Source organism: Oscillospiraceae bacterium (genome assembly GCA_034925865.1).
In the GTDB taxonomy this organism is placed as follows: domain Bacteria; phylum Bacillota; class Clostridia; order Oscillospirales; family SIG627; genus SIG704.
The window spans coordinates 1-13,771 of sequence record JAYFRN010000011.1; the positions used below are offsets into that span (position 1 = coordinate 1).

The 13,771-nt window shown below is 38.7% G+C and carries 10 protein-coding genes and 2 tRNA genes; 6 read left to right on the forward strand and 6 right to left on the reverse strand.

The window, feature by feature from the left end; genetic code table 11:
- On the forward strand, positions 1–308 hold a 308-nt coding region (locus VB118_05650), incomplete at its 5' end, for a GNAT family protein (protein ID MEA4832085.1).
- Positions 309–698: 390 nt separating this feature from the next.
- Here VB118_05650 and VB118_05655 read toward each other — a convergent pair.
- Positions 699–783, reverse strand: a tRNA-Tyr gene (locus VB118_05655).
- A 17-nt stretch (positions 784–800) separates the two neighbouring features.
- A tRNA-Thr gene (locus tag VB118_05660) sits at positions 801–876 on the reverse strand.
- 349 nt (positions 877–1,225) lie between these two features.
- Between VB118_05660 and VB118_05665 the strand changes: the two genes are divergently transcribed.
- Positions 1,226–2,833, forward strand: coding sequence for an RNA polymerase sigma factor (locus VB118_05665; protein MEA4832086.1), 1,608 nt, complete (start codon positions 1,226–1,228; stop codon positions 2,831–2,833).
- 65 nt (positions 2,834–2,898) lie between these two features.
- Here VB118_05665 and VB118_05670 read toward each other — a convergent pair whose 3' ends face one another.
- The 4 genes from VB118_05670 to VB118_05685 form a co-directional block, all read right to left on the reverse strand.
- Positions 2,899–3,618 (reverse strand): hypothetical protein, encoded by a 720-nt coding sequence (locus VB118_05670; protein ID MEA4832087.1) that lies wholly within the window; start codon positions 3,616–3,618, stop codon positions 2,899–2,901.
- A 171-nt stretch (positions 3,619–3,789) separates the two neighbouring features.
- Positions 3,790–4,485: an ATP-binding cassette domain-containing protein gene (locus VB118_05675; protein MEA4832088.1), complete on the reverse strand. Its 696-nt coding sequence runs from the start codon at positions 4,483–4,485 to the stop codon at positions 3,790–3,792.
- Positions 4,486–4,504: 19 nt separating this feature from the next.
- The gene (locus VB118_05680) at positions 4,505–6,046 is read right to left on the reverse strand and encodes an ABC transporter permease (protein MEA4832089.1); all 1,542 of its coding nucleotides are present in this window, start codon (positions 6,044–6,046) and stop codon (positions 4,505–4,507) included.
- A 483-nt stretch (positions 6,047–6,529) separates the two neighbouring features.
- Positions 6,530–7,900, reverse strand: coding sequence for an MATE family efflux transporter (locus VB118_05685; protein ID MEA4832090.1), 1,371 nt, complete (start codon positions 7,898–7,900; stop codon positions 6,530–6,532).
- Positions 7,901–8,702: 802 nt separating this feature from the next.
- On the opposite strand from VB118_05685, the gene VB118_05690 reads away from it, so the two are divergent.
- Genes VB118_05690 through VB118_05705 form a run of 4 tightly spaced genes read left to right on the forward strand, consistent with a single transcriptional unit; the run spans position 8,703 to position 13,307 of the window.
- Positions 8,703–9,221, forward strand: a complete 519-nt coding sequence (locus tag VB118_05690) for a GtrA family protein (protein MEA4832091.1) — start codon at positions 8,703–8,705, stop codon at positions 9,219–9,221.
- Between the two features lie 36 nt (positions 9,222–9,257).
- Positions 9,258–10,751, forward strand: coding sequence for a hypothetical protein (locus VB118_05695; GenBank protein ID MEA4832092.1), 1,494 nt, complete (start codon positions 9,258–9,260; stop codon positions 10,749–10,751).
- Entirely contained in the window at positions 10,748–12,253 is a 1,506-nt protein-coding gene (locus tag VB118_05700) for a hypothetical protein (GenBank protein MEA4832093.1), read from the forward strand. Before VB118_05695 ends, VB118_05700 begins: the two co-directional genes overlap by 4 nt.
- 16 nt (positions 12,254–12,269) lie before the next feature.
- Entirely contained in the window at positions 12,270–13,307 is a 1,038-nt protein-coding gene (locus VB118_05705) for a hypothetical protein (GenBank protein ID MEA4832094.1), read from the forward strand.
- The last annotated feature ends 464 nt before the right edge of the window (positions 13,308–13,771 follow it).

The following is a 13,771-nucleotide window of genomic DNA, read 5'->3' on the forward strand; positions in this document are numbered from 1 at the left end:
TGTATCGCTATGTCTGTTATTGTCCTGAACCTGAAAAAGGTTCTTTGCGCCTTTTTTGTGTTCCTATATTGTTTGCTAATAACACATCATCTACCGCAGCGAAATTTGAAATTCGTATTTGTTCAGTAGACATTACTTACACCGAGGATTACAACATTGCCTGTCAAAAGCTCTGTGAAAAGCTCGGTATGCGGAAAGAAGGACTGTTCCGCGAATTTGTTTCTTTTGCCAACGGAGAGGACGGTAAACCGATTTATGAAAACACATATCAGTATGCGATTTTAAAATCGGAATGGATTCAAGAATGAGAGGACGGAACGGGCAGCCGTCGCCCATTGTGGAGATGTGGGAATGTCACCCCGCCTAATTCTTATCATAAGATAAAAAGCTCTCTGATCTTAATTGACCGGAGAGCCTTTTTTATTATTTACAAATGGACGCCTTTGCGAGGGCATTGAAAATTGACGAGCATACAGCAAAGAAAAGATTCAAACTCGACAAATACGTAATAAGCGTGTCTGACTTAGCAAGGAGAATGGCGAAATAACTTATATAACAAAAGCGCCAAACACTAAAACATTAAGGAGCAGTTCCCTGCTCCTTTTTTTCTTTGCTTTTCTGTGCTTTGAAAAAGTGTGTACTAAAACGTGTACTAAGATGAAAAAAGCCTTGAATTGCATTGCAATTCAAGGCTTTTTTGGTGGGGGAAGGTGGATTCGGACCACCGAAGTCAGAGACAACAGATTTACAGTCTGCCCCCTTTGGCCGCTCGGGAATTCCCCCGTATATATTTGGTTGCGTGGAGCTGGTGAAGGGAATCGAACCCCCAACCTGCTGATTACAAATCAGCTGCTCTGCCAATTGAGCTACACCAGCAGATTGCGTTCTATGTATATAATATGGAAAACAAACCGCATGGCACAATAATTTTGTTATTCGATCTGTTAAGCATCTCACTCGCAACGGGTGTTATTCTAACATAACATAGAGAGTTTGTCAATATCTTTTTTAAAATATTTGATTTTTTTGTTTCTAGTAAGATGGAAGGACATTAAATTATTAATAAGTCTGCGGATAATCACTGCTTTCGTAAGTAGCTCGCTCTGTACTGATTGAAATTTCGTAAATTCATGATAAAATATAAAATAATCCAACCGATTCATTCCTTCGGTTACTTAATATATAGACAACATGTTGTAAAAAAAACGTAAGTGAGGTGACATAATTGACGGATAAAGCCCAGCTCTTTAAACTTTTTGAAGATGAATATATTTCAAAGGTTTTTGGATTTTGTTGCTTGAAAACAAACACAAAAGAAGATGCGGAGGATTTAGCACAGGATATTTCCTGTCAGATTATCCGTTCGATTCAAGCAGGTAAAGCTATTGAAAATTTCAATGCTTGGGTATGGAGTATATCTAATCACACTTTTTTTAACTGGCTGCGAAATAAAAAGCACGGTTCTACAATGTATCTTACGGAATTGTATCCGTCAGATGAAAGCGTTGAGGATGAATATGAATTTAAAGAACAGAAAGCGCTCTTGCGTCGAGAGCTTTCATTAATGTCCGGTAATTACCGGGAAGCGGTCGTGATGTACTATTTTTACGGAAAATCCTGTGATGAAATAGGTAAAGCTCTGGGCAAGAGCTCAGGAACAGTCAAATGGTGGCTTTACGATGCCAGAAAATTTATAAAAGAAGGAATGAATACCATGAGAGAATACGGAGAGAAAAGCTATAAACCCGGCACTTTGCGCCTGTCATGCCAATGTAATCCTGGAGCTGATTACGAACCCATGAGCTGTGTAAAGAGAAAATCCACACAAAATATTTTGCTCACCGCTTACAGAGCGCCGGTAACAATCGAAGAATTATGTATAGAGCTTGGAATATCAGCTCCTTATATCGAAGACGAAGTTAATTATCTTGTCAAAAATCAACTGATGAAAAAAGTTAAGGAAAAGAAATTTCAAACAGATTTTGTAATTCTGCCGGGACAAAATTGCACAGGTGATAAAATCTATAAAGAATGCTTTCCTGATTATTATAAGAAGCTGATTGAGTTTATTGAAGCAAACAAGGTAAAGCTTTCACATGATAAGTTCAATACCGCTGTATTTACATGGGGACGCCTGTTGTGGGTATATATTCACATAATAACTGATATTATGTTATGCAAATTTAAACGCGAAGAATGTAATATTGTTATGTACCGTGATATTCCTGATCGTCCGGCCGGCGGTAAATGGATTGCTCTTGGTTTTGATAACAGTTATTTCTTTGAAAACAAACCGGAATGGAAAGAATATCAGCCTTTTGACGGACCGGTTCATAAATGCGAAAATGATTCTGCTCAAGGGTTTTTCCATTATTGGAGCGGACTTGACAGCTCAATATATTTTGATATCCCTTACGGAGTGTTCGCTCTTTGCCGAGATGTGATAAAAGGTGATATAAAACCAGAGAATTTAACAGACGAGCAAAAGAATTTGTTCAGTGTTGCGCTTGAAAAGAAGCTGTTTATCAGAAATGAAAGCGGCTTCCGGCAAAACTATTATTATGTTTCTGAACACGAACGAAAGGAGATCGAAAAAATAGCCTTTTCTTTTTATGATACGGCAAAAGATTATTTCAATATCGCTTATGACCTTGTTTTAAAAGAATATTTACCTGCAATTCCGAAGAACTTACATTGGCAGGCCGGCAATTTTCTATCAAATCATTTGAACACATTTGTTACCTGTTCATTATATGAAGCTTTTAATGCGGGTAAACTGTCAAAGCCGGACGAATTTAATAAGGAATGGCTCAGTCTGTTTGCTTCGGAATAATAAAGAAGCTACAAACTTTATCAAAGCTCCGATAAAAATCGGAGCTTTGATTATGTTGACTTATTTTATTCGCCGGTAACGCTCGTTCCTTCTGAATTACCTCGTCTGCAACCGAAACGCGCGGTTTTTCTGTTTTGCCTGTTTTGCATGGGCAGCTTGCCGTTATCGATAGCGGCGATTGCCTTATCATATTGCTCCTGAGTGATTTTACCGTCAGCTAAGCTCTGAGCAAGGCGCTCTTTAGCTTTGGCTATAATATCGGCTTTCTGTTCATCCGTGAGTTCGGATTTCGCAATTCCGAAAAAGCCGCCTTTACCGAGAAAAGGCAGCTTGCCGTTATCGATAGCGGTGATTGCCTTATCATATTGCTCCTGAGTGATTTTGCCGTCTGCTAAGCTCTGAGCAAGGCGCTCCTTGGCTTTGGCGATCATTTCGGCCTTCTGCTCGTCCGTGAGTTCGGATTTCGCAATTCCGAAAAAGCCGCCTTTACCGAGAAAAGGCAGCTTGCCGTTATCGATTGCGGCGATTGCCTTATCATATTGCTCCTGAGTGATTTTGCCGTCAGCTAAACCCTGAGCAAGGCGTTCTTTAGCTTTGGCGATGATATCGGCCTTTTGTTCATCCGTAAGCTGTACGTATGTTTTTTCATTGCTTTGCGTACATATTGACGTACTGTCACAGTTATTGGATGCAGCGGCTGATCCGGCGCCTGCCGCCAATGACGTGATACTTAATCCTCCCGCAATTGTCAGTGCAAGAAGGCCTACTGTTAATTTGCTGATCATTTGATTACCATCCTTTCGTGTTCTCTGGTTCGTTCAATTGTTTGTTGAAGCTGCTGATTATATATTATTATAATGGCAATAAAATACTCTCGACACACATTAAAAGCCTTTGATATATGGACTTTTAAAATGCGTATAAAAAATTTATTGCCGTTTTAATAATAAACTCTTTTATTTTTTTAGCTCGGTGTTATTGATTTTATTCTTTGCTTTTTCGGCTATAAGCGGGGCCAATTCATATATTATATCAACATTTTTCCCCACTTCAGGCGAATGCGTCACAATAATGATGCATTTGTTTTCATCATGCGCTAATTTTTTGAAAATGTCTATTACATCCTGCTGAGTTCCTAAATCAAGATTCCCCGTTGGCTCATCGGCTAGTATAATGTCGGGATCATATGAAAGCGCTCTTGCGATAGCGACCCTTTGCTGTTCGCCTCCGGAAAGCTTGAGAATCCTCCGTTTAGCTTTTGTTTCATCAATATCTACCTTATGGAGTGTTTCCATTGCATGAATCCTCTTGTCATTAACCTTTTTCCCTGACACATCCAGGGAAAGCTCAACGTTTCGAAGCGCCGTATATTGCGGCAATAAATTAAAGCCTTGAAAAACGACGCCGACAAACTTGCTTCGATATTTATATTTGTCTATTTTACTTATGTCTTTGCCGTCATATAATATTTTGCCGCTTGTTGGTGTAGTTAATCCGGATAAAAGGGAAAGCAAAGTGGTTTTTCCCGCGCCTGATTTACCCATTATTCCATAAACCTTCCCTTTTTCAAATTCATAATTCAAGTTTTTTAGAACATCGGTTTTTCCATCATCATAGGAAAAAGATAAATCTTCCAATTTCAATAAGCTCATAATTATTACTATTCTCCTTTTATGCTCTTTCGCTCAGAATTTTAAGCGGCTCATATCGCATGATGAAAATGACCGCCGACAGACTTGCCAATATTGTCAAAGCAATACCGATGAACATCAATTGAAAAACCACCTGCATATCTGTCGATGCGTTTAGCGTGGAAATATAATTTATCTGAGTGTTTCTATTGCTCATGCTCCCGTCTCCAAATGATCCGCCTCTGAAATTGCCTCCCTGTCTGCCAAAATTATTGCTTTGCTCCTGCTGTAGAGCTTCTTGCGCGGAGATCTGGGATTCGAGCAAAGCATTTGAAGTCGGAACAGAAGCAACCGCTCCGACCGCGGCTCCTAAAATAATTGCGACGAATGTAACGATTAATAACTCTGATACAAACTGTAAAGCGACCTTGCCTTTTTTCATACCTATTGCCGTGAGAACACCAACCTCGTATTTGCGTTCGCGGATATTGAAGATATTCAGAACAACCAAAATTATAGCGCCTATTATTAAAACAATCAGGAGTAATGTATTTGCATAATTTGCTGTGTTTATAACAGGTACGAGGCTGTTTTCATAACTGTTGATATCAGTGGACGAAACAGTATAATCCTCGCTCAAACCCATTTGCCTGACATCAGCCTTAAAAGCGTTAAAGGAATCCGCGTCGGCGAAAATATACGTACCGGAGGTGTTCCCGCTCATTGCAGTCGAACGCTCTCTGCCGTAATCATCGGTTTCAATTGTGGCGTTATCGCTTGTGTATGATATCGCTTTTTCCAAAGCTCCGTAGCTTGTGTAAATCTGGTTGGCGGGGTCTCCCGCTGTGGAGAATTGCCTGAAATTGTTTGCACTGCCCGAATTCGTATTATTATAAATACCCTTTACAATAAAATTAAAAGTTTGTTCTTCGTTATTCGGATTAGTCAGTGTAATGGTATCTCCGATCTTTATATTGTTGAACAGGCTTAGTTCGTCGCTGATGATACATTCGTATTTATCAGAATCGACGTCAAATATTTCACCGTCAGTTATTTTACAGACACCGGTCAGAAAGTTGTTCATGGCGTCATATGAGCTGTATCCGGTAATTAAAAACTGTCCTTGTGTGCCAAAACTCATACCTCTGCCGCCGTTCATACCGCCGGGAAAATTGTCTGATCGCGTATCATTCTGCGTGTCGTTTACGGTTGTATCGGTTTCGACAGGCTCTATAACCGAACCGTTTACAGAGGAGGAAATTGTATAAATAAAATCCTTGACATAACTTGAGCCAGCATATTTTTTCAAATCGTCCAAAGAAAGGTTATGCTGACCGGACAGCATGCTCCTGATATCTCCGCCTTCGGATCGTGCCTTTTCCATCATTGCTTGTCTGTCAATAGATATTGTACCGGTAACTGTTATATTTGCAAGACCTTCTTCCTCAGCTTTTTTCGCCGATTCTTTTACTGATAGCGCGATGCAGGACGAAACGGCTATTATAAAAACAATAATTCCGATTAAAACGTTCCGCCCTTTTGAACTCGTGATGTTTAAAAACGCATTCTTAATAATAAACATTTTTTCTCTCCGATTGAAAATCATTTAAACCATCTGATTAAATTATAGATAATCAGAATGAACATCCCTTGTAATTAATCTGAACACCCTCTGAAATAATGGTTACGGTTAAGAGATCAAAATTTAACCGGTTCACATAAATAAGCAAGCAGAGTCTTTTCTCTCTATTGATTGGTAATAATTTAAACGCTGAGTTAATAAACCAGTGGTTTAATAATTAAACCAAAATTCAAAAATGCGGTTATTGAAACAACTGTATTTATGCCGTATAATAAAATTAGAACAAGCGCTTGTTACTTTATAACAGCATAGGAAACAATGCGAAATTAAATCCATTAATGTACAGAAAATCCGCGGACAGAGCAAAACTGTCCGCGGATTTTTGGTAGGTACGGTCGTTTTTATGAAAAGCTTCGAAAACTTTGATATATTGTATATTGAGTTTCTTGCCAGGCTTCTTTTCAAGGAAGCCGCGTATCTATATCAATCAAATCCAATTTTCTTTTTTCTTATGAATATCTGGTAATAGATAATGAACATCAGCGAAGTCACTGTCCATGTCATCGGATAACTGAACAGAACCGTTGTGAAATCGGGATATACGGGCACCGCAGCATACAGCCATATAACGCGCAATGCGCATATGCCGAATCCGGTCATTATCAGCGGTATTAATGTGCTGCCCATCCCTCTGAGCGAACCGGAATACATCTCGATACATACATATGTTATATATGTCGGCACCAGATAACGAAGAATGACCGCACCCTTTTCGATTACCGCCGGGTCATCGCTGAAAAGGTAAAAAATATAAGTTCCAAAAAAATACAGAATAACGCTTATCAAAACGGTTGCCGCCGATGAAATTCCCAGACAGGTGCGCACGCCCTTTCTGATTCGATCATTTAGCTTCGCGCCGTAATTCTGACCGACAAAGGTTGTGAGCGATATCCCGAATGAGCTTATGATCATCCAGAACATTGAGTCTATTTTTGAATATGAGGTCCAGGCTGCGATTGTATCGGTGTCGTAACCGTTTACAAAGCTTTGGATAATAATATTTGAAAAAGAGTACATCAGGGTCTGAAAACCGGCAGGCAGCCCGATCGAAATGATACTTTTTGATATATACTTATGAAATTTAATGCTTCTGATTTTAAGCTGATATGATTCCAGCGATTTTGTAAGAGAAACACAGATGAGAATTGCGCTGATCAGTTGTGAAAGGATGGTCGCCCATGCCGCTCCGGCAATGCCCATTCGCAGAGTAACGACGAAGAATAAATCGAAAATAATATTTATAAAACAACTTACTATGAGAAAATATAACGGTCTCTTGGAGTCGCCTATAGCTCTTAATATTCCCGAGCCGATGTTATAAACAAGATTCGGTATCAGTCCGTAAAAATATATGCGTATATACGTCAGAGAATAAGGCATTAATTCTTCGGGCGTATTCATCGCTTTTAATGCGTACGGAGCGGCAACCAATCCCACCACCATTATTATAATACCACCAGTTATCGCAAATGCCATTGAGGTGTGTACGGCATTCCCGACATCCTCGTCTTTACGCGCGCCGTAATACTGGGAAATAATAATTGTGGCGCCTGAGGATACGGCAATAAAAAAGCCTACAAGCACATTTATAATTGTGCCGGTAGTTCCGCCTACTGCCGAAAGAGCCTCTTTGCCGATAAAGCGACCGACGACGACGGCGTCGGCTGTGTTGTACAGCTGTTGAAAAAACGATCCGAGAAGCATCGGGAAGAAGAAGATAAGCAGCTGCTGCCAGATGACGCCCTCTGTAATACCATGCTTGTTATCTGATTTATTTGTAATCGCTTTAGTCATATAAATCTGTGTTTGCCTTTCAATATGCCATAAATAGTAAAGCCCTGCGTAAAACACAAGGCTTGTTTATTAAAATGATAATTAAATAATACCAATTTATAAAAGAGAAAAGCCTATATACCAGAGCCTTTTCTCTTTTATAACGGTAAATATTTTAATTACGCGCCAATAAAAAATCATAAAGCAACAAAAAGGTTAAAGAGATTTATACACATTTGCGGCTTGACTCCGGTTGCTTAATGTCGACATATTATAGCATATTAATTCCGGAGTTTCAATATAGATAATAAACCATTAAAAACATTATATTTTCAATTTTTTGTTTGTACTGAATAAGTTATAGCTTTTAAATTTAATATTTGTTGATTTTATGGTCTTAAAGAAGACCATTACTACAACGGTGTTATAGGCAGAGCGCCCGCGGGGAGATTGGAAATCAAAAGAATATTTCACTAAACATAACGGTAAAAAATGCAACAATTATTAAGCGGCATTGAATATTGTATAATACAGTTCCTTTGATTGCCGCCTGTATAATTCTTTTTTCATATTTTCTTTACTGTCGCATGCGTTTTATGATTTTTTACAGACATTAAATAAGCCTTGCCTAATAAGAGAGAAAAGCCTGTATACAAACTCCTTTTCTCTCTTTAGGCGATAATTATTTAGTTTTCGAGTTAGAAATTTGTAATTCTCAAGGCAGATATTAAATAAAAGTTTTTTTAATTGACATGCGATTTTAAATATAGTATAATTTACATAGTATATAATTTTTATGATTGACTAATCCGGAGATAAAGCTTTGTTAAAATTCATTGATTTCTGCTTCAGAATTCTATCTTGCATTATTCCCAAAAAATACCGTGAGAAATATTTCAGCTTCGTTAAAAGCGAAGGAATATTATACATTGTTTTCGGTGTGCTCACGACTATTGTCTCCTATGCCTCTTATATCATAATGACGCGCCTTTTCGATGCGGATATGTATGTGTCAAAAACAATATCCTGGATATGCGCGGTTACATTTGCATTTATCACGAATAAGCTCTACGTTTTTAAAAGCAATGCCAAGCTAAAAGGCGGCCTTATTTGGGAAATATTTTCTTTTTACGCCGCCCGGCTTTTATCTCTTGGCATAGATCAATTTCTCCTTTGGCTGCTTGCCAATCCTCCATTCTTACTCAATGACATTGTCGTATTGATAATATCAAACATTATTACACTGATTGTTAATTATATTCTCAGCAAACTGATTATTTTCCGTAAAACAGATCCCAAAAATATAGAAGTAAAAGACAATACACATAATAACAGTCTTTAGAAAACACTAATTACTGTACAAAGACGGGATGTGCATATGATATTTCCTTCTCTTTTATTTACAGACAGCGAGTTTTCACTGCCGAAAGCTCCGGACGAAGAATTCTTCATTGATATAAAGCTCAGCGGAATTTTTGATTTTGATACAAAGAGAATTCTTTCGGTGCGGTGTTCTTCCGCTGACGAAATATTTGCGCGTCAATCTTTTTTTCAAGCCTTGAATAATAATGCTTTCCTGAACGAATTGAATTCGCTTTTAAATATTCTATCGGAAACAGCTTATCAAAGACGTCATTACGAATCCGCGAAATCGGAAGCCGAGGCTTCGGTCTATTACCTAAATTACGCAAAAGCTTTTTACAAATTTGCTGAAGAATCTGTTTACCTTGGCGGAACAGGTTTTTTCAACAACCGTTTCCGCGATTTTTGGCAAGCTGACGCCATATGCATTCATACGCTTGATGATGAAATCAAACGCGCTTCGGACGCGTTGACAAGAATAAACTCCTGCATACTGTCCTCCGATGACAAACAGCTGTTAATTTCTCAATACGATGTTGACAAAAACAAGCAGGAAAGTTTCCCGTCAATACTCCGCAGATGCGCTTACGAGCTTGGCCTGGAACCCCGAAAAATTTCAACTTCGACTTCGAAGCCCTCTGTTTATCTGATTTCTGCGCTCGAAAGTCTTTATAAAAATGAGTTTTATATTTTGAGAAATTTTCGCGAAAACGCGGAAACAATATTGAACCCTTCTCTCCTTAATTATATCACAGAAATAAACTATTATATTTCAATCCGTAAATTTTATGAAAAACTGATAAATTTAGGATATCCGATGACTTATCCGACTGTTTCTAAGAACAGAAAGCTGAAGCTGCGGAACGCGTATGAAATTTCTCTTGCTTTAAAAAGCGAAAACAAAAGCTCTGTCGTACCTAATGACGCAGACTTTGACGAAAACGGATCATTTTTCTTTCTTACAGGCGCAAACGGAGGCGGTAAAACGACATTCATCAGAACGGTTGCGCAATGCCTTGTGCTTTTCATCGGAGGCTGTCCTATACCGTGTGAAAACGCCGATATATATCCTTTCACGACAATATTTACGCATTTTCCTAAAGACGAACGATTTGATTCCGTAGGCAGACTTGAAGAAGAAAAATTGCGTGTTGACGAAATTTTTAAAAAATGCAATGCTGATTCCTTTTCTTTCTTCAATGAAACATTCTCGGGTACGGAAGAAAACACGGCTATTTCACTGACAATCGAAACCGCGAATAAATTCAGCTCTATTCCATCCTTTGGTATATATGTAACACATTTTCACGAAGTTGCCGAATGCGGAATACCGGTCATGAACGTTCTTGTTGATGAGAATGATGCAAATCGGCGGACATTTAAGGTTATGCGTTCCGCCGGAATCAAGAATTCATACGCGGAAGATATTTTGAGGAAATATGCCCTGAGTAAATATGATTTAGTAAAGCGGCTTAATAAGCACCAAGGATATAAGGATCCTGTTATATGAATAAATTATCGCTTCTTTTTAAGCTTCCCGAAAGCTCGCTTTCCGGCGACATCGATCCGGTAACAGAATCTGCGATATATGACCTGTCAATAGACCGCGCCACGGAATATGTAATTCCGGATGTCACAAAGCGTAAATATTTTCTGTATGTACTATCTCATCCACTGTTGATTCGCGAAAATATTATTTACAGACAGGAATTATATTCTGATTTTTATAATATCCCGCTTCTTTTCGAAAAGCTGTCTGCTGAATTATTGCGAATAAATGAACAGGCTCGCGAATTTGAGTCCACAAGAGCATCTATGTTCTCATTAAAAAGGCTTAATAATTCTACAGCCGCAATTTCCTCCGCCGCCTCTTCGCTCGAAATGACTGCCATATATGTTACACATACCTTCGACAGCATAAAATCCTTATCCTCATTACTAATGAACTTCGATATCAAATCCGAAGGTCTTTTATCCATTCGTTCTTTTCTCAATAGATTTTGCGACTCTGAAGCATTTTCTGAAATATACCGGCTTTCCCATAATTTTGCCGATATAGAAGCCAAGAATATGTTCGATCTTTACCTTAAATTTGACAATTCGCTATTAATGACCTCATGTGAGCTGTTTTCTTTTGGAATATCATCTGAAAAAGCGGAGCAGCACAGTATAATGAAGTTATTATCAAGGAAGAAAGAACATGTAAGCTCGTCATCTGTAACAATAGAAACTGACGATGTAAACATACGGATATCACTTTTAAAAAATGCTTTTGCGGAAATAGAACAGCTTTTTGCAGTTATTTTAAACGAATTAAATTCTATGTTTACAACCGCAGTCAAGGAACTCGATTTTTACGAATCCGCTCTTTCTTTCGGAAATTGTCTTCCCGCTGTCGGTGTGCCATGTGTCATACCGGATATACTTCCGGAAAGCGAAAACACGATAAAATGCGTCACACTTTATGACCTCTATCTGTCGGTATCCTCCGTGAGTGTTTCGGCTGTCGTTCCAAATGATGTTTCATTTGGGCCGGCAACAAAAGGAGTTTTAATAAAAGGCAAAAACAACAGCGGAAAAACTGTTTTCCTTCGTTCTATAGGTACTGCTCAGCTCTTTGCTCAGGCAGGGCTTCCGGTCTGCGCCGAAAGCGCGAGCATATCCATCCGCCGAGGGCTTTATACTCACTTTGCCGCCGCCGAAAAAGAACTGAACGGATATCAATCCGCGGGAAGATTTGAACAGGAAGTCTCTGATATTGCCGATATTGTACGAAAAGCAGAAAGCTGTTCTCTTGTCCTGATGAACGAGACATTTCAGACAACCTCTTATTCCGAAGGCGCGGAAGGCATATTTAATATTCTTAAATACTTCGAGGAAATGAATATAACCTGGGTGTTTGTTTCGCATCTTAACGACATTTTTAAAATGTTTTCCTGCGATGGAAGCAGAATAATGCTTTTGGGCACATCGGAAAGCACAAAATACAAACTTGACAGTATAATTTATTAAATGGAGATGATTGAAAGTGACTGCGGCAGGCTGGATATTTATAATTCTATTAATTATTATCGCCGTACAGACAGCAATCAAGCATTATAAAGGTAATAAAAATGTTGATTATTACTGTGGCTTCGAAAACTCTTCTGTGACATCATACGGAGAAGGTATTTTTACCGAAGTTTTCAAAGCAAAGCATAAATATACCTTTAATCTTTATCATTCATCGGTCAGTCTGACCGGAGGCGCCTTTTTTCTCGATGAAAGCGGCAAAATTATTGCGAACAGTCTCCCGGTTCAATTCGTCCCGAATGGTACTGAAACAATCGTTGTTAAGCATAAAGTAAAGTTTCCTGTACGCGGAATCTGCTCCTTTTCCTCAACTCTGTCAACCGATACTCCGCTGGGCTTTGGCGAAACTGGCAATCAATTCATACCGCATGAATTAAATGATAAATCCGGGCTTTTTGGACAAACGGTTGTTTATCCTCCGATATACGCTCCTGATCAATCTGTCGTAAACGAAAAGTCTTTAATTAAAGAAGCTCTTGTGCTGCTAAATTTACGTTGTTCGATAAGAGATGACGGAGAAGTTCCGGGCAATCCGGCCATGCTTGAAATGCTTATATCCCTTTGTTCAAATATTGAACTCATAAGCGGATTTGGAAATGACACCGGACTTGTTATCGTTTCGGGAGGCACATATTTCCCGGATAGCGGATATATAAGCAAGGCAGACTCAGATTTTACGGTTTCGGATAAATTTACACCGAATTCACCCGAATTATTTAAATTTTTGGCATCGATAGATTATAATGTCCGCAGACAACATATCAAAAATATTTTTGATTCATTTTCCGCACAGAATACTGTTGTTCCGGATGAAATTTTTCTCATAACCGGTTATATCGACGATAATCTGATTTCCTTCTGCGATTATATTAAGACACTTTATTCCGGGCAAAAAAATATACACATCGTAATACCATATTCAGGTGAATACGTTCAGGAGTGCGGCGACCCGAGGATAATTACAGTTAAAACAGGAGGCTGTAAAATATTATGATAAAGATAAATCTAAAAATGCTTTTTTGTCTAACTTTTTCATTATTTCCGGTAGCCTATGTATTACTCATCAGACATTGTACTGAGATATGGTATTTCCCTTATATTTTCTATCTATATCTATCATTGTTCTTTGCAGCCGGAGTCGTTTTAAAATCTATATCCTTTTCACTTTTAAACCGCGCTGAGGAAAAGCATAAGAATACGACGAATTTCAAAAGATTATACGCGGCTCATAAAGCTCCGCCGGCCTTGCGCGCTTTTTATATCGTACTTCCTTATGTTGTTTTACTTATATTGTCTTTCTGCCTTGAAGGCTTGATTATTCCTTTTAACTCAATGATCGGCATCGCCGGAAAACAAGCAACACACTCGCTTTTTCCATTTTTATTTGCCGTCGCTTCATTCGCATACGGCGCAGTCTCCGCAACGTTAACCGGTATATCTTATGTTAAGCATACGTCA